Source organism: Treponema sp. UBA785 (genome assembly GCF_002297065.1).
GTDB lineage: Bacteria > Spirochaetota > Spirochaetia > Treponematales > Treponemataceae > Treponema_D.
In genome coordinates this window covers 1-15,802 of sequence record NZ_DBJD01000091.1, presented here as the reverse complement: position 1 = coordinate 15,802, position 15,802 = coordinate 1, and the positions used below count along the sequence as shown (strand labels likewise).

General features: G+C 40.7%; 14 protein-coding genes. 10 read left to right on the top strand and 4 right to left on the bottom strand.

The window, feature by feature from the left end; genetic code table 11:
* Positions 1 to 41 precede the first annotated feature (41 nt).
* Together recJ and recO are read right to left on the bottom strand one after the other, a co-directional pair.
* The gene (gene recJ, locus B2X33_RS08270) at positions 42 to 2,183 is read right to left on the bottom strand and encodes a single-stranded-DNA-specific exonuclease RecJ (protein WP_296668956.1); all 2,142 of its coding nucleotides are present in this window, start codon (positions 2,181 to 2,183) and stop codon (positions 42 to 44) included.
* 29 nt (positions 2,184 to 2,212) lie between these two features.
* Positions 2,213 to 2,998 (bottom strand): DNA repair protein RecO, encoded by a 786-nt coding sequence (gene recO / locus B2X33_RS08265; RefSeq protein WP_296668954.1) that lies wholly within the window; start codon positions 2,996 to 2,998, stop codon positions 2,213 to 2,215.
* A 99-nt stretch (positions 2,999 to 3,097) separates the two neighbouring features.
* On the opposite strand from recO, the gene B2X33_RS08260 reads away from it, so the two are divergent.
* The 8 genes from B2X33_RS08260 to truA all read left to right on the top strand — a co-directional run bounded on the left by B2X33_RS08260 (position 3,098) and on the right by truA (position 10,336).
* Positions 3,098 to 3,295: a DNA-directed RNA polymerase subunit omega gene (locus B2X33_RS08260; protein WP_296022744.1), complete on the top strand. Its 198-nt coding sequence runs from the start codon at positions 3,098 to 3,100 to the stop codon at positions 3,293 to 3,295.
* Between the two features lie 301 nt (positions 3,296 to 3,596).
* Positions 3,597 to 5,534 (top strand): 1-deoxy-D-xylulose-5-phosphate synthase, encoded by a 1,938-nt coding sequence (gene dxs / locus B2X33_RS08255; protein WP_296668952.1) that lies wholly within the window; start codon positions 3,597 to 3,599, stop codon positions 5,532 to 5,534.
* Positions 5,531 to 6,349, top strand: a complete 819-nt coding sequence (folP, locus tag B2X33_RS08250; protein ID WP_296022746.1) for a dihydropteroate synthase — start codon at positions 5,531 to 5,533, stop codon at positions 6,347 to 6,349. The genes dxs and folP overlap by 4 nt, the downstream gene beginning before the upstream one ends.
* Before the next feature lies 1 nt (position 6,350).
* Positions 6,351 to 7,166, top strand: coding sequence for a diadenylate cyclase CdaA (gene cdaA / locus B2X33_RS08245; RefSeq protein WP_296022747.1), 816 nt, complete (start codon positions 6,351 to 6,353; stop codon positions 7,164 to 7,166).
* Positions 7,144 to 8,193 (top strand): CdaR family protein, encoded by a 1,050-nt coding sequence (locus tag B2X33_RS08240; protein ID WP_296669010.1) that lies wholly within the window; start codon positions 7,144 to 7,146, stop codon positions 8,191 to 8,193. Before cdaA ends, B2X33_RS08240 begins: the two co-directional genes overlap by 23 nt.
* Positions 8,193 to 8,582: a holo-ACP synthase gene (gene acpS / locus B2X33_RS08235; protein WP_296668950.1), complete on the top strand. Its 390-nt coding sequence runs from the start codon at positions 8,193 to 8,195 to the stop codon at positions 8,580 to 8,582. Before B2X33_RS08240 ends, acpS begins: the two co-directional genes overlap by 1 nt.
* 33 nt (positions 8,583 to 8,615) lie before the next feature.
* The gene (locus B2X33_RS08230) at positions 8,616 to 9,521 is read left to right on the top strand and encodes a DUF2225 domain-containing protein (RefSeq protein WP_296668948.1); all 906 of its coding nucleotides are present in this window, start codon (positions 8,616 to 8,618) and stop codon (positions 9,519 to 9,521) included.
* A 41-nt stretch (positions 9,522 to 9,562) separates the two neighbouring features.
* Positions 9,563 to 10,336 carry a tRNA pseudouridine(38-40) synthase TruA gene (gene truA, locus B2X33_RS08225; RefSeq protein WP_296022750.1) on the top strand — a complete coding sequence of 258 codons (774 nt, stop codon included), beginning with the start codon at positions 9,563 to 9,565 and terminating at the stop codon, positions 10,334 to 10,336.
* 107 nt (positions 10,337 to 10,443) lie between these two features.
* Here the strand turns inward: truA and priA are convergent, their stop codons facing one another.
* Positions 10,444 to 12,486, bottom strand: coding sequence for a replication restart helicase PriA (priA, locus tag B2X33_RS08220; RefSeq protein ID WP_296668946.1), 2,043 nt, complete (start codon positions 12,484 to 12,486; stop codon positions 10,444 to 10,446).
* A 3-nt stretch (positions 12,487 to 12,489) separates the two neighbouring features.
* The gene (locus tag B2X33_RS08215; protein WP_296022752.1) at positions 12,490 to 13,284 is read right to left on the bottom strand and encodes a uracil-DNA glycosylase; all 795 of its coding nucleotides are present in this window, start codon (positions 13,282 to 13,284) and stop codon (positions 12,490 to 12,492) included.
* A gap of 175 nt (positions 13,285 to 13,459) precedes the next feature.
* Here B2X33_RS08215 and B2X33_RS08210 point away from each other — a divergent pair, with 175 nt between their 5' ends.
* Together B2X33_RS08210 and B2X33_RS08205 are read left to right on the top strand one after the other, a co-directional pair.
* On the top strand, positions 13,460 to 14,698 hold the full coding sequence (locus tag B2X33_RS08210; RefSeq protein WP_296022753.1) for a glycosyltransferase: 1,239 nt from the start codon (positions 13,460 to 13,462) through the stop codon (positions 14,696 to 14,698).
* Positions 14,691 to 15,802: hypothetical protein (locus tag B2X33_RS08205; protein WP_296668945.1), on the top strand; the 1,112-nt coding region annotated here is incomplete at its 3' end. The genes B2X33_RS08210 and B2X33_RS08205, both read left to right, overlap by 8 nt.

Here is a 15,802-nt window from a genome sequence, read left to right as displayed (position 1 = left end):
GCCTGCGAAGCGATTTCAAATTCTTAAAATCAAGCCGGATTTTACTTATCTGTCAGCTGCGCTTCGGACAAGATAATCTGCGGAGTTACATTTCCGTTAAAGACGTTGCGCTGAACTTGATACAAAATATTTATCGAATCTCCCTTGTCAAAGTCTCTGTGGAGCCGTCCTCCTTCGCCAAAGAATATTGCCGGCCACTTTGTTTCTCCAGCGTCAAGAAGCAATTTTAGGTGAACTGGATCTGGTTTTCCCATGAGAATTCCGTCTTGAATTTTCATTCCCTGGCTCAAAAATGTGAGTTCTGGATTTTCTTCGCCGTAAGGCTCAAAACGGTCGATTATATTTAGAATTTCCGGTTTTAGATATTGAGGAGGAAGTTCGGCATCGATTTCGATGTTTTCACTTTCTTCTTCGTTGTTCAGTTCAATTTCTTTGCAGAGAAGTTCAAGGCGTTTTTTGAATTCTTCCATTTTTGATTCTTCAAAACTGAATCCTGCCGCAAGGTTGTGTCCGCCGTGATTTATAAAAATATCGGACATTTTGTCAAGGAAAGGCGGAAGTAAAAATCCACGGCAGCTGCGCATTGAGCCGATTGCAATTCCATCGACAACTGTGACTGCCATTGACGGAATTTTATATGTTGATGTAAGCCTTCCTGCAAGAATTCCTGAAACTCCGCGGTTTATTTCTTTGTCGATTATTACGCAGAGTTTTCCGTTGTAGTGTTTTATGCTTTCTTCTGCTGTTTTTGAGGCGATTTCCCAGGCTTTTTGACCGAGTTCTTTTCGTTTGCCGTTCATTTCGAGTATTTCGTCAGCAAGCCTGTCTCTCTTGTACGGATCCTCTTCAAGAAAAAGTTCCATTCCAAGCTCCGGCTGCCCAAGGCGGCCTGTGGCATTTAAAACAGGAACTACATTCCAGCTTAGTTTTGTGCTTGTTACCGTAGTGCCCAAAAGCTTTAGTTTTGAGAGAAGCTCGATTAAGCCTGGGCGCGCGTTTCCTGAGTTTATTGATTTTAATCCCTGTCTTACAATTATGCGGTTTTCATCTTTGAGAGGCATTATGTCTGCAAGCGCGGCTAGCGCGGCGAGCTGAAGGTCTTTTTCTTCCTGAATGCTGTCTTTTGGAAATTGTTTTGCAGTTACTGTATTGACGTAAGTTACAAAAATGTTGAAAAAGGTTTCAATTTGGGTTCCGTCAGTTTCGTTGTATTTTGCGAGAATTGACGCTTTTTTTAAATCTAAAAGGCTTTTTTCTGAAAACTGAGGAAATATTTTTGAAATTTCATTTCTGAGATCGAGAACGTTGAATTCGATTGCAGAGCCGAACGTTTCATTCAAAATTTTCATGGTTTCGTTTTTGTTCCATACAAAAATTTGCTGTCCTGTCAAAAAAGAGAGAAATTTTGTCTTTGAAAAAGGCACGCTCAATGGAGCTATTTTTTGAACTAAAATTTCCTGTTTTACGAGGTTCCGGACTTTCATGCATTCGATTACATTTGTTTCGTTTTCTTTTCGCGCTGCAAGCAGGCAAATTTCCTGTTTGTAAAGCTCAGATTTTGCAAATCGGAGGGCCGCGGCGGTTTTGCAGGCGATTGCTGCTCCAGAAATATCGTGGAAAGGATATTGTGAATCTTCGCATTTTTGGTCAATGATTATTGCCGGGCTTGGAAGCTGTTCTGGAGGGTTGTGGTGGTCAAGAACTATTGTGTCAATTCCGAGTTCTGCCGCATGTGCGATTTCTGCGTTGTTTGAAATTCCGCAGTCAACCGTAATGATGAGTGTTCCGTTTTTTTTGTAAAATTCGTCTACGGCTTCGATAGAAAGTCCGTAACCGTCATTTCCGCCCGGAAGCTTCCATTCAGCTTCGATTCCCATAGACTTGAGCTGTTCGTATAAAATTGTAGTGCTTGAAATTCCGTCTACATCGCGGTCTCCAAAAATCAGTACGATTTCTCCTTCCTCCTGAGCCTGAAGAATTCTGTCAACAGCGTCTTCCATTGCAGAAAATTCAAACGGATTGTGCAAAAATCTTTTGTCATCTTCCAAAAAATAAAGTATGTCGCTGCTTTTTGTAATTCCACGGCGAATCAGAATTGAAGCGGTGATTGCGTCAATTCCGTATTTTTGTGTCATTTCTTTTACTGATTCTTTTAGAACCGGTTTTTTTATCCATTTTTTCATTTTTTATATCCTGTTTTTATTTTTTTTACTTAAAGAATAGCAATTCCTGATTCAAGCGAAATGAATTTTGTTCCGCATACATTTTGAATTAAAAAATAGCAAAAGTCTTTTAATTCAATCATTGTTTTTTCATCAATTATTATTTTGCGGACGTCTTTTGGTTTTAGAACCGAAACTGCCTGAAGATATGTTAGCGAAGTTTTGGAAAGAAAAAAACTGTTTCGATTTTCTGTCTGAGCGTTTGAAAGGCAGTCGTTGCACACAAATCCGTTTTCGCGTTCGCTGTACATTCCGCAGTAAGTTTGCGCGTTTTGGTCAATTTTGCCGGCTAAAAAAGATTTTCCGCATTGGCGGCAGAATTGCGTGTCCGGCCTCATTCCCAAAATTCCTATGTAACGCCACAAAAAACGGATAAGACCGAGCCGGCTGTTGTTTTCTGTGCTCTGTTCCATTCCGTCCAAAAGTCCGTTAAGAAGGCAGAATGTCTGTTCCGGGCTTCCTGCGCAGCGCGACTTTATTATGATTTCCGAAGCAAAGCTTGCCGCATAGGTTTTAAAAAGATTTTCTCTAAACGAAGGATGGTAGGATTTTACGTCAAAATCGGTTATTTTGCAGGAATTTTTTGTTTCGTCTTTGTAAAGATACGCAGTTCCGCAGTTAAACGGGCTTACAAGCGAACGAAATTTGCTTTTTGGTCCGCCATAAAGAGTTGCGTAAACAATTCCGTCTTGAGGAGTAAGAAGCGTTACAGAACGGTTGTTTTCTCCAGACTGTTTGAGAGCAAGAATTGTTGCAAAAGTAGATGAACTGCGCATAAATTTATTATAATTTGAAAAACTGATTTAATAAATACTAGACAGCATTTTTAGATTATAATATAATCGAGTATTCATATTAACTTGGGGGATAGTGTAATGATTTTTCCTTTGGAACAGCTTGTAAAATTTTCAGGAAACGTTTATGAGATTACTGTCGCAGCAAGTCGCCGGGCTTATCAGCTGGCAATGATGAAAGATGCCGAAATTGACCGTAATGACGGCAAGGTTGTATCTCTTGCAGCAAAGCAGATTTTTAACAACACTATTCAATACAAAAGAATTGAACAAAAGTAATTTACATCGGATTTAATCTCTTGACGAAAGACTTTAAATTGATGATAATTAGTATACTAATTTGATTAAGGAGTGCCCATAATGCCTTGTGGTAAAAAAAGAAAGCGCCAGAAGATGGCTACACATAAGCGCAAGAAGATGCTTAGACGCAATCGGCATAAGAGCAAGTAACATCTTTTTTGGTGTTTTGATATATGCCCGTAGAATAGACCGCGGTAGTTTTTTACTTCGCGGTCTTTTTTTTCTTCAAAATTGTAAAAATCAGTTTTTTGTCTTACAATAAAAATAATAGAAGATTGTTATGTTGCTTTCCAAAATAAATTCGCCTGATGATTTAAAAAAAATCCCGGAAGACCAGCTTCCGAAACTTTCAGAAGAAATTAGAAAAAAAATTATTGAAGTAGTCGGAAAAAATGGCGGACATCTTGCTTCAAACCTTGGTGTTGTCGAGCTTACGATTGCGCTTCACAGGGTTTTTAATTCACCGGAAGATGCAATAATTTTTGATGTAAGCCATCAGTGCTATGCGCACAAAATGCTCACTGGCCGTTTTTCGGATTTTTCAACTATAAGGCAAAAAAATGGACTTTCTGGTTTTACCAGAAGAACTGAAAGCAAGCATGATTTTTTTGACAACGGTCACGCTTCGACTTCGATTTCTCAGGGGCTTGGGCTTTTGACCGCCTGGGATTTACAGAAAAAAAACGGAAAGGTTGTCGCTGTAATCGGAGATGGCTCTTTGACCGGCGGACTTGCGCTTGAGGCTATGAACCATGCAGGCCAGCTTGGAAAAAATCTTATAGTTGTTTTGAACGACAACAAAATGTCAATCAGCGAGAATACTGGAGCTGTCTCAAAATATCTTTCTAAGCTTACAATGTCTGGTTTTTATCAGAATATTCGCCACAAAATTGATCTCGCGCTTTCAAAAATTCCAAATTCAAACAGGCATATCGGAAAATTTGTCTACAGATTTAAGCGTTCGCTAAAGGCTCTTTTTTTAAGCAATAATTTTTTTACAGATTTAGGTTTTGAATACGTCGGACCTTTGGACGGACATAATATCGGTGAGCTTGAAAATGTTTTTAAGGACGTAAAAAAACTTCAAGGACCGGTCGTGGTTCACGTAGTTACAAAAAAAGGAAAAGGGTATTCTCCTGCTGAGAATGATCCGGCGGCTTTTCATGGAATTGGACCGTTTTTAATTTCTGACGGAAAAGTTGAGCATTTTGATACGATGAGCTTTACCGAATGTTTTAGCCAGACTTTGCTTGAGCTTGCGGAAAAAGATAAAAAAATTACTGCAATTACGGCGGCGATGGCAAAAGGAACTGGTCTTGATGCTTTTGCAAGGCATTTTCCTGAAAGATTTTTTGATGTTGGAATCGCTGAAGAGCATGCGGTAACTTTTGCTTCTGGACTTGCGGCTGGCGGACTAAAACCTGTGGTTGCAATCTATTCAACATTTATGCAGCGGGCAGTTGATCAGATTATTCATGATGTTGCATTGCCGGAATTTCCGGTAGTTTTTTGTTTGGACAGGGCAGGACTTGTTCCGAGCGATGGCGAAACTCACCAGGGCATGTTTGACATTGCGCTTTTGAGGACTGTTCCAAATTTAAAAATTCTTTCTCCTGCGACCGCTGTTGATTTTAAGCTCAGTCTTGAATGGGCGCTTTCTCAAAACGGACCTGTCGTGCTTCGTTATCCAAAATCAACTTGTCCTACAGAACTGAAATGTTTTTCTCAAAAAATCGAAGAAGGAAAGGGTATTTACGTAAAATGTGAAGAATTTGCGCCTGCTTTGAGCCTGAAATTTGATGAAAATGAATTGGAAGCTGTTTCAGTTCAAAAAAATAAAAAGTCAAAATCCGTTCTTTTTGTTTCTACAGGAAGCATGCTTTCGGAAGTGATTCAGGCGAGCCGCAATCTTATGATTGAAAACATTGAGGCTGATATTTATTCACTGAGATTTTTAAATAAGGTTGATATAAATCATCTTTTTGAATATGCAAAAAATCGAGATGCGGTTATATTTGTTGAAGACGGAATATGCCGCGGCGGTGTGAGTGAAGAGCTTGAATATGAATTGTTAAAACGTGGATTTAATAAAACTGCGGTCAATGCTTTGCCGGAAAAATTTTTAAATCAAGGAACCCGCGGTGAAATTTGCGAAGATGTAAAAATGGATCCCCGGAGCCTTGCGGAATGTGCTTATAAGGTGGCTTATAGAAAATGATTTCATTAAAACTTGCAGATAAGACTATTACGACAGAAAAAAACGCCTTCGTAATGGGAATCGTAAATGCGACTCCAGATTCATTTTGGGAAGGAAGCCGCGGCGGAGCTAAGATGGCTCTTGAACAGATTGAACAAGGCGCGGATATTATTGACCTTGGCGCAGAGTCTACAAGGCCTGGCTCTTATTATGTAAGCGAAGATGAGCAGATAAAAAGGCTTGTTCCGGTTTTAAGAGAAATTCGCCGTCATTCGGATATTCCTGTTTCTATAGATACGAGAAAATACTCTGTTTTGAAAGCCTGCCTTGACGAAGGTGCTGACATTTTGAACGATGTTTCCGCCCTTGAAGACGACGAAAAACTTTCAGGACTGTGCGCGGAATCAAAAATTCCTGTAATTTTAATGCACAAGCGCTCTACTCCGGACGTTATGCAGAGCAATACCGAATATCAGGATATTTTTAATGAAGTTGACCTTTATTTGCGTCAGAGAGTTGAATACGCTTTAAAGCATGGCATATCTTCTGATAAGATTATTGTTGATCCAGGAATCGGCTTTGGAAAGAATATGACTGACAACTGCACTTTGATCAGGAGATGCGGACAGCTGTGCGATTCAAAATATCCGGTTTTAATGGCGCTTTCCCGAAAAACTGTAATCGGTCAGCTTTGCAACCGTGAAATTCAGGACAGAATGATTGGAACTGTTGCTGCGGATTTGATTGCTGTTATGAACGGAGCAACTCTTGTCCGCGTGCACGATGTAAAAGAAGCAGTTGATTCTCTAAATGTTTTAAAAGGAATTGGAGTATAGATTGAACGGATTTGAAAATCTTCTTCATGTTTATGATTTTATACGGCCGTTTTTAGATATTGGTGTAATGGCCTTTATTTTGTACAAGGCATACGAGATAATTGTCAAAACAAATGCCCTTCAGATAATAAAAGCCGCAATTGTCGTTGCAATGGCCTATGCTGTGGCGCTTTTGCTTCATCTTTCAATGCTGCTGTGGGTTCTTCAGAAACTTGCTCCTGGACTTGTTGTCTGTTTTGCGATTGTATTCCAGCCGGAACTTAGAAAGGTTTTCTTAAAACTTGGACAGAGCCAGTGGTTCACTTTTGGAAACCGTTCAAGGCATACTTATGTCGATACCGTAATCATAGCTGCCGAAATGCTTTCAAAAATGAAGAGAGGCATGCTCGTAGTTTTTACACGCCATACAAAAATTGATGACATTATTGAAACTGGAACACGTCTTGACGCAGACCTTTCAAGCGCTCTTCTTGTGACGATTTTTGGTCATGACACGCCTTTGCATGACGCCGCCTGCGTCGTTCAGAACGGAAAAATAATCGCCGCAGGTTGTTTTTTGCCTTTGAGCGAGCAATATGATATTAAAAAAACATTTGGAACAAGACACCGTGCCGCCCTTGGAATGAGCGAAATAAGCGATGCTGTTGTTCTTGTCGTTTCAGAAGAATCTGGAGCGGTTTCCCTTGCTTACGACAGTCAGCTTCACTACGATTTGAACCCGAACCAGATTACAAAACAGCTCGAAAAACTGTTGGAAATGACGCCTGCGCAAAAAACGATAGAGGACACTATTGATGAAAATAAAGGACTTTATTGAAAAAATTACGGAAAACTGGCCGGTAAAGGCGAGTTGTGTTCTGCTTGCAATATGTATTTATGTTTTTTATACGCTTTCGCTTCAAGATTCTAGGTCTTTTACAGTTCCATTAAAAATAAAAAACGGTTCAGGAATTGTGCCTGTAAGTCCGTATCCTGCAAATGTAAAAATAAAATTAAAGGGAAAGACAGAAGATATTGCTTCTCTTCAAAAAAACAGTTTTTCTGCCTACCTTGATCTGAACTATCTGCCAAAAGACGGAGTCTACAAGCTGCCGGTTCTTGTTGAGCTTCCTCAGCAGGCTCTTTTGCTGGATACTCTTGAAGTTACTGTTTCGCCTCAGGAAGTCAATTTAAAGGTTGAGGAAAAAATTTTAGCCTTTGTGCCGATTTCGCCTCTTATAAACGGAAGTCCTGCGCATGGCTATGAGATAAAAAATATTACTGTAAAACCGGACACAGTTGAACTTACAGGACCGCGCTCGATGGTTCAAAACTGCACGAGGCTTCAGACAAAGGCTGTTTCTGTAAAAAATGCGGATAAAAGTTTTGCTTCTCCTGTTTTGCCAGAAAATCCTGGCTCGTATTTAAAATTTAAAAATAATGATGAAAAACTTACAGTTACGGTCGAAATTGCGCCTGTTGTTTCGGAAAAAAGTTTTTCTGTTCAGACGATAGATGTAAAATATTTGCCGAAGGAATTTGTAGTTTCATCTCAAAAAAATTCAGGAATATTAAATTTAGGCGGAAAACTGGTTGATTTAGAGAAATTTAGCGTTCCTAATGGTTCTCTTTTTGTAAATGCGTCGGAGATTTCTGAACCAGGAGTTTATGAGCTCGATGTAAAATCGTCAGTTCCTGCAAAATTTACAGTTCAGGATTTTTCTCCTAAAAAAATAAAAATTACCGTCGAAAAAATTAAGGTTGTAGATGAGCTTGAAGAAAAAGTTGGAGATGTGATTGCTTCTCCGGCGAATGAAATTCTTCCAGAAAAAATTGAATTGACAGGCGGACAGTCAGGCGAATAATGGTTTATGGAATCGGAACGGACATTTGCGAAGTAAAAAGGTTTGAAAAATGGCTAAAAAAAACAGAACTATTCTTGCGTTTTTTTAACGAGAAAGAGCAGTTTTCCGGTGATTTTAGTCAAAATGAAGGAGCGACCTGCCGTCACTATGCGGCTCGGTTTGCCGCGAAAGAAGCGTTTTCCAAGGCTCTGGGTACAGGATTTACCGGCCTGAGGTTGAATGATTTTTACGTCGCCAAGGATAAAGCCGGAAAGCCGTTTTTTGAATTTGGAGAAAAAACTAAAAAAAATCTGGAAGCCAAAATAGGAAAAGACCTCAATATTCAGCTTTCTATAAGCCATGAAAAAGAATATGCAGTTGCTTTTGTTATAATCGAAAAATTGGGTTAGAATATTTTTATAAAGTAAAAATCTGGAGAATCTATGTTGTACCGCAGTTCAAAAAAAGTTGAAAATCCTGGAAAAAAGCCAAAGATTTCCTATTGGTCAAAAAACAGATGCCATTGCCCGGTCTGCCAGAATAATTTTGAGCGTGAGGAAATGCTTTCCGGTTCTGGCCGAATGATTGCCGGCGAACTGACTGACGAACTGCACCGCGTTTTTGAGCCTTCTGCAAAATACGGCCAGATTTATCCGGTGATTTATTCAATCGGAGCCTGCCCGAAATGCCATACTGCGCTTTTCTGGAGCGATTTTGAAGAAATTCAGGACAATAATTCTCTAAATGAGCTTTTGGCGGACAGCAAAAAACGCAAGGAAATTGTAAACAACATGTTTCCTTATTATGAATTGACGAGAGAACGAAACCTTCTTGACGGAGCGGCAATGTATTATCTTGCGCTTTTGTCTTACGAAAAAGTAGATCTTTCGTATGCGCCGACTATGAAAAGGGCGATAATTTCGCTTCGCCTGGCATGGATTTGCCGCGATTTACAGAAACTTGTCCCTGAACATAATTATGACTATGCGGCCGAAGTTTTTTACAGAAAAGCCCAGTTTTTTTACGAGCAGACTTTGATTAACGAGACTCAGAGAATCGAAACGATTGCAAAAATTACGAATTTTGGACCTGATGTAGACAAAAATTATGGTTATGACGGCGTAATCTATCTTAATTCGCTTTTGGAATACAAATACGGACAAAAAGAAGACATGCAGATGCGGTATAAAAAACTCGATGCAAACAAGCGTTCTATTGCCCGAATTTTTGGACTTGGAAAATCTTCAAAATCAAAACCTGGACCGCTTTTGGAAAAATCCCGCGACCTTTACGACAAGCTGACGGCAACTTTGAACGAAGCCAATATTATTTCGGTTGACGATGAATAGAGTTTTTTGAAAATTCAATTTGCGAGAAAAAGGCGGTTATTTTGCGTAATATACTCTTGACAATTTCTTATGACGGAACCGATTTTTGCGGCTGGCAGCGGCAAGATTTTGCAGATAAGGGAAAAGCAGTCAGAACTGTCCAGCAGACTGTGGAAGATGCGCTGGAAAAACTCCATAAACGGAAAATTTCATTGCAGGGATCTGGAAGAACGGACAGCGGTGTCCATGCGTTTGCGCAGGCAGCGAATTTTTATTCTCCAGTGGATTCGATTCCTGTAGAAAAATATCCTGTGGCTTTAAACTGTTTTTTGCCGGACGACGTGCGGATTATGGATGCAAGTGTGGTTGATGAAGATTTTTCTGCCAGAAGAAATGCAACGAGCCGTGTTTACAGATATTTTATAAATACAGGAAAACCGTTTGCAAGCCAGATGAGATATGTTTGGCCGATTTATTACAGACCGGATATTGAAAAATTGAATAAGATGGCCGAATGTCTGCATGGCGAAATTGACTGTTCGACATTTGCCGCGGCCGGAGACCAAAGCGTTTCGATGTTCCGTTATATTGATGATGCGCATTTTTTTTACGAAGGCGAAAATCTTGTTTTTCAAATTGAAGCAAACGCCTTTTTGTGGAAAATGGTCCGCTCGATTACAGGAAGCCTGATTTATTTTGAGCGGATGGGAAAAGACGCTGAATTTTTTAAGGAAGTCTTGGAAAGCAAAGAACGCAAAAATGCAGGTCCGACAGCGCCTGCAAAGGGGCTTTTTTTGCATGAAATAAAATTTGATGGAATCAGGCGTCATATTTGAGTTTTTTATGCGCCAGGAACATGGAGGGCGGCGAAGCCGGTGCAAAGCACCGAGGGCACCGAAGCCCGTAATACTCCGGCCCGCAAAAGCGGGCGGCGCCCAAATATTTAAAGAAGATTTACAGGATCAACGTCGGTTTCGATGTAGACGTCTGTGGGGCGCGAATAGTTGTAAAAAAGGTTTGAGGCTGCTTTTTGAAGAATTGTTATATCCTGGCCTTTTAAAATGAGTTGCCAGCGGAAACTTCCTGCGATTTTTGAAAGCGGACACTCGGCTGGACCGAGAATTTCTGTGGACGCGACCTTGTTTTTTTGTTCCTGTGTAAAGTCAGGCGAGATTTTCTGGCTGTAGATGGCGTAAAGTTCGTTTCTGAGAATTGATGACGCTCCTTCTGCGGCCTCGACTGCCTGTTTTTCTGTCGGCGCTCTGAAAACCAGACGGACAAGGCGGCAAAAAGGCGGAAAATTGAGCATCCGGCGGTTATTTATTTCCATTTCGTAAAATTTCTGAGTCTGATTATTTACCGAAAAGAGGATTGGCTCTCGTTCTGGCGAATATGTCTGTACAAGGACTTTGCCGTCTGGAAAGAATCTTCCTGCCCGGCCGGCAACCTGCGTTATGAGAGAAAATGTGCGTTCTGCTGAGCGAAAATCCGGCAGATGAAGCGCTGTGTCCGCAAGAATTACTCCGACCAGTTTTAAGTTTGGAAAGTTGAGTCCTTTTGCGACCATCTGGGTTCCGAGCATAATGTCGTATTCGTTGTTTTTAAAGGCGTTGATTTTTTCCTGCAGCTCGCCTTTTTTTGTAAGGTTGTCCGTGTCCATTCGCACGATTCTTGCATTCGGAAATTTTGCCTTTACTTCGGATTCTATAAATTCTGTTCCAAAGCCCGAATAGCCTGCATCAAGAGAGCCGCATTGCGGACACTGCTGCTGCGGCGTTGTGCTCCAGCCGCAGTAATGGCAGCGAAGGCGGTTTTCTGCCTTGTGGTAGGTAAGGCTTACAGAACAGTTTTTGCATTTTAACTCAAATCCGCAGGAGCGGCAGCGGTAAAAATGGGTAAAGCCGCGGCGGTTTAAAAACAGAATTGTCTGTTTTTTTTCCGCAAGGGTTTTATTTATTTCGTGCTCGAGCTCGCGGGAAATGCAGAGTGTGTCGGCGGGCTCGTTTTTTAGGTCGATTGCTTTGATTTGAGGCATTTTTCCGCCGGCCAGACGTTTTGAGAGAGTGTGCCTGGCGATTGTCTTTGTGTTCATAAGATACCAGGCTTCAACGCTCGGCGTCGCCGAACCCATTACAAGAGGAATTTTCTGTTTTTTGCAGCGGTACATTGCAACTTGTCTTGCATGGTAGCGCGGGGTTGAGCCTGATTTGTAAGAGCCGTCGTGCTCTTCGTCGATTATTATAAGGCCGAGGTCTGGAACTGGCGCAAAGACCGCGCTTCGCGCGCCGATTACGACCCGCGCTTCTCTGTTTAAGATTCTGTGGTATTCGCTTAATTTTTGGCTTGGGGTTAGGCCTGAATGAAGAACAGCCGCCGTCTGGCCGAATCTTTTTACGACTGCCTCGATAACCTGCTGTGTAAGGCCTATTTCCGGCACAAGGTAGATTACGCCTTTTTTTTGATCAAGGATTTTTTGCGCGCATTGAAGAAAAACTTCCGTCTTGCCTGTGCCTGTCGGCCCGTAAAGATAGTGAAGGTTTGTATTTGCCTCTGGCGAAAGAATTTCTTTTACGGCTTTTTCCTGTTCTTCGCTCAAGACAGCCGCTTTTTCCGAAGAAATTTCATCTACGAACGAAAATCCTCCGGCATCGGTTTCTCGTTTTGCAGAAGGAAGCATGGCGCTTACAGCTTCGCCGATTGCGCAGATGTAATATTTTGAAACCCAGAATGCAAGTTCGATCAGTTCCGGAGTTAAAAGCGGTTTTTCGTCAATAACTTTTGTGATTGGACGGATTTTTGATTCTTCGACTGGAAAATCTGGCGGAAGGTTTTCAAATTCGTCTACGACGCATCCTTTTGTTTTTCGTGCTCCGAATTTTATTTCAACCCTGCATCCGATTCTAGAAATTTCGGAAGGTTCTATGTTGAGGTAAGTGAATGTCTGGTTTAAGGGAACGTTTAGCGCAACCTGAAGATATTTTGCCATTTTTTATTGTTTTATATATGGAATATATTGGCTTTCGTAGCCTGGGTTTAATTCAAGCAGTTTTGTCTTAAAGAATTTCAAGTCTTCCCATGCAAGTCTTTTTAGTGAATTGTCTCTTAAAAGAGCGCTTGGATGGTAAGTTACGCAGACGGGAATATTTTGATATTCAAAAAACTGTCCGCGAAGTTTTGTAACTCCAAATTCGGTCTTTAAAAGGTTTTTTGCGGCAACTGTTCCTACGCAGAGAATTGCCTTTGGTTTTAAAAGCGCAATCTGCGCCTGCAAAAAAGAAGAGCACGCATCTGCTTCTTCAGGATAAGGATTTCTGTTTTGAGGCGGACGGCACTTTACGATATTAGCAATGTAAACGTTTGAAATTCGGCTCAAATTGATTGCGGCGAGCATTTTGTCCAAGAGTTGTCCTGCTGGCCCTACAAATGGAAGCCCCTGCATATCTTCTTCAAAGCCCGGTCCTTCGCCGATTACAAGAACAAATGGAGAAGAAACCCCTGTTCCTGGAACTGTGTTGTGGCGGGTTTTTGCAAGCGGACAGCGTGAGCACTGCGCGATTTTTTCGATTACGTTTTGCATCGGCTGCGGCAAAATCTGATTTAAGCTTTTTGTATTTTCCTGTGGCTGAATTTTTTGTTGTGGCTGCTGTTTTTCCTGAGTGTGAATTTTTTCATCATCCTTAAAAAACGGAGCATTTTCGTCAAAACTTTTAGATTTGTAGCCCAAAATAGAATCTGATGCGGTTTTTAAAAGCGAATAAATCTGCTGTTTTTGTTCTGAAGTCATATAAAATAAGTTTATAGAATTCTCTGGAAAAATTCATCCGAAAAACATAAAATCTGCGGTTTTAAAGCATATGAAAAAAATTATAAAGAAAGGCTTGGCTAATTCCTGGCATATAAAACTGTCCGTCAGTCTTCATCTTGAAGTTGCCGTTTTAATTGAGTAGAATACAAGTTCTATGAAAATAGCAATGTTTACAGACGCCTATTTTCCGAGAATCAATGGTGTTTCTGTTTCTGTCAAATCTTTTGCCACTGAGCTTTCAAGAATCGGGCACGAAGTCTGCGTTGTCTGCCTTGAATATTCTCAGGAACAGCAGAGAAGCTCTTTTTTTAACGAAAAAGAAAGCGATGCGACTGCGCCTTTTAAAATCCTCCGTATTCCTTCAACCTCAGTTGTTTTTTCGAAGGAAGACCGCATTGTGCGTCTGAATACCTGGCACTATCTCAAAAAATCTCTTGATAAATTCGAACCGGACGTAGTTCACCTGAATTCTGAGTGGACTATCGGCTATTTGGGTTCTATTTATGCGCGTCACCGAAAACTTCCATGCGTTTTTACCTTTCATACGATGTGGGAAGATTATCTTTCAAATTACGTCAATTTTTTGCCTGATATAAGTCTTCGCAAAATCGGCGCAGGAATCGTAAAGTATTATCTTAAGCGCGCTGACGAGATAATTGCTCCAACTCAAAGAATTGCTTCTGTCGTTTCAAGATACGGAATAGACAAAACGCCGGATATTCTTCCGACAGGAATTCCCGAAGAAAAATTAAAATATTCGATAAAACGGGGAATGGCGGTTCGTTCCAGACTTTACTCAAAATGTCCAGGAATAAAAGGCAAAAAAATACTTCTTTTTGTTGGCCGCATTGTAAAAGAAAAAAACTGCGCATTTCTGCTCGATGTTCTGCGTGAAATTCAAAAAAAGAATAAAAAGACTGCTGTTTTGTTTGTTGGAAACGGTCCTTATCTTGAAGAGCTCAAGGAACTGGCAGAAAATCAAAAATTGGCAGATTCAGTTTTTTTTACAGGTTACATTCCCGGCGAGGACTTGATATATTTTTACAGAATGGCAAGCGTCTTTACCTTTCCGAGCAAAACAGAAACTCAGGGACTTGTTACTGTAGAAGCTATGTTGAGCGGTCTTCCTGTTGTTGCAATCGGAGAATTGGGAACTGTTGACGTAATGCAGGGCGATAACGGCGGATTTATGGTAAAAGACGATGTGAATGAATTCGCCCAAAAAGTCCAGCTCCTTCTCGAAGACCAGAATCTCAGAAAAGAAAAATCGCTCGAAGCTAAGTCTTGGGGCGCTAAATGGAAAATTTCTTCCTTGACGCCAAAGCTTGTCGAATGTTACGAAAAGGCTGTTGCCGTAAAAATTTCAGAAAAAAATGGATTAAAAAATGAATAAAAGCGTTATGAAAAAAATATTTTCAACTGTTCTCTTTTGCGGAATTTCATTTTTTGCCTTTGCCCGAGGAGAGCAGGAGCTTGTGGAAGCCGGACACTGGATTTACGACTCAATCGAAAACCTGTGCATGGAAAGCGGAATTGTAAATTTTGCTGATTCTGAGCCGGCTTCAATTTCTGAGCTAAAGCTTTATTTGCAGGAAATCGATTTTTTTAAGCTGAGCGAAGCCGGCCATGCAGAACTCAAAAAAATTCAGAACTATTTTGAATATGAGCAGATTGGCTTAAAATCCGACATCATAAACTTTGGAATAGAGCCTTCTTTTAATCTTTCTGTTTTTTATAAGACGAATGACGATATTGACTGGGTTTATGACAGATATGAGCGTAAGCCGTTCATTTTTGTTCCTTTAAATTTTACGGTTTCGGATTTTGTTGCAATGAAGATGGATATTCTTCTTGGAATGAATAAAAACAATGCCGTAAAAAATGACGTATATTCAAATGTTCCTCTTTCTGCGGATTCAATCGACATCAACTTTCCAGACAATGCATATTTTTCGATCGGGCACAGATTGACACAAAAGACAGGAGTTTCTTTTCAGATTGGAAAAGGCGCCAGAAACATCGGAAAAACGCTTACTGGTTCAATGATTTGGTCTGAATATCTTACCGGAGCTTCTTATGCCCAGCTTTCGGTTTATTCTCCAGACATAAAATACACAGGAATTGTAAGCCAGTTTAACGTTGACCGCTATATGTACGCGCATCAGTTTGATATAAGGCTTTTTAAGAAACTGACAATTACGGCGCTTGAGGGCGTTTTTGTAAATGCTCCTGTTGAACTGCGCTACTTAAATCCTTTTACGATTTTTCATGGAATGGCTCCGTGGCGTGAATATCCCGACGAGGACGATGATTCTTATGACAGGGAAAGCCATACCGGCGCATATCTTGGCATAAAGTTTCAGTTTGCTCCTGTTTCAAATTTAAAATTCTACGGTCTTTTTGCCATGACACAGTTTCAGACTTCTTACGAAACTTCAAACTATCCAGACGACACGACGCCGAACGCAATGGGCGGCCAGCTTGGAGGAAGGTATAC

Bases quoted from the DNA above. Each gene is read 5' to 3' on its own strand.
- recJ (WP_296668956.1), bottom strand. From the start codon at position 2,183: ATGAAAAAATGGATAAAAAAACCGGTTCTAAAAGAATCAGTAAAAGAA.
- recO (WP_296668954.1), bottom strand. From the start codon at position 2,998: ATGCGCAGTTCATCTACTTTTGCAACAATTCTTGCTCTCAAACAGTCT.
- B2X33_RS08260 (WP_296022744.1), top strand. From the start codon at position 3,098: ATGATTTTTCCTTTGGAACAGCTTGTAAAATTTTCAGGAAACGTTTAT.
- dxs (WP_296668952.1), top strand. From the start codon at position 3,597: ATGTTGCTTTCCAAAATAAATTCGCCTGATGATTTAAAAAAAATCCCG.
- folP (WP_296022746.1), top strand. From the start codon at position 5,531: ATGATTTCATTAAAACTTGCAGATAAGACTATTACGACAGAAAAAAAC.
- B2X33_RS08240 (WP_296669010.1), top strand. From the start codon at position 7,144: ATGAAAATAAAGGACTTTATTGAAAAAATTACGGAAAACTGGCCGGTA.
- acpS (WP_296668950.1), top strand. From the start codon at position 8,193: ATGGTTTATGGAATCGGAACGGACATTTGCGAAGTAAAAAGGTTTGAA.
- B2X33_RS08230 (WP_296668948.1), top strand. From the start codon at position 8,616: ATGTTGTACCGCAGTTCAAAAAAAGTTGAAAATCCTGGAAAAAAGCCA.
- priA (WP_296668946.1), bottom strand. From the start codon at position 12,486: ATGGCAAAATATCTTCAGGTTGCGCTAAACGTTCCCTTAAACCAGACA.
- B2X33_RS08215 (WP_296022752.1), bottom strand. From the start codon at position 13,284: ATGACTTCAGAACAAAAACAGCAGATTTATTCGCTTTTAAAAACCGCA.
- B2X33_RS08210 (WP_296022753.1), top strand. From the start codon at position 13,460: ATGAAAATAGCAATGTTTACAGACGCCTATTTTCCGAGAATCAATGGT.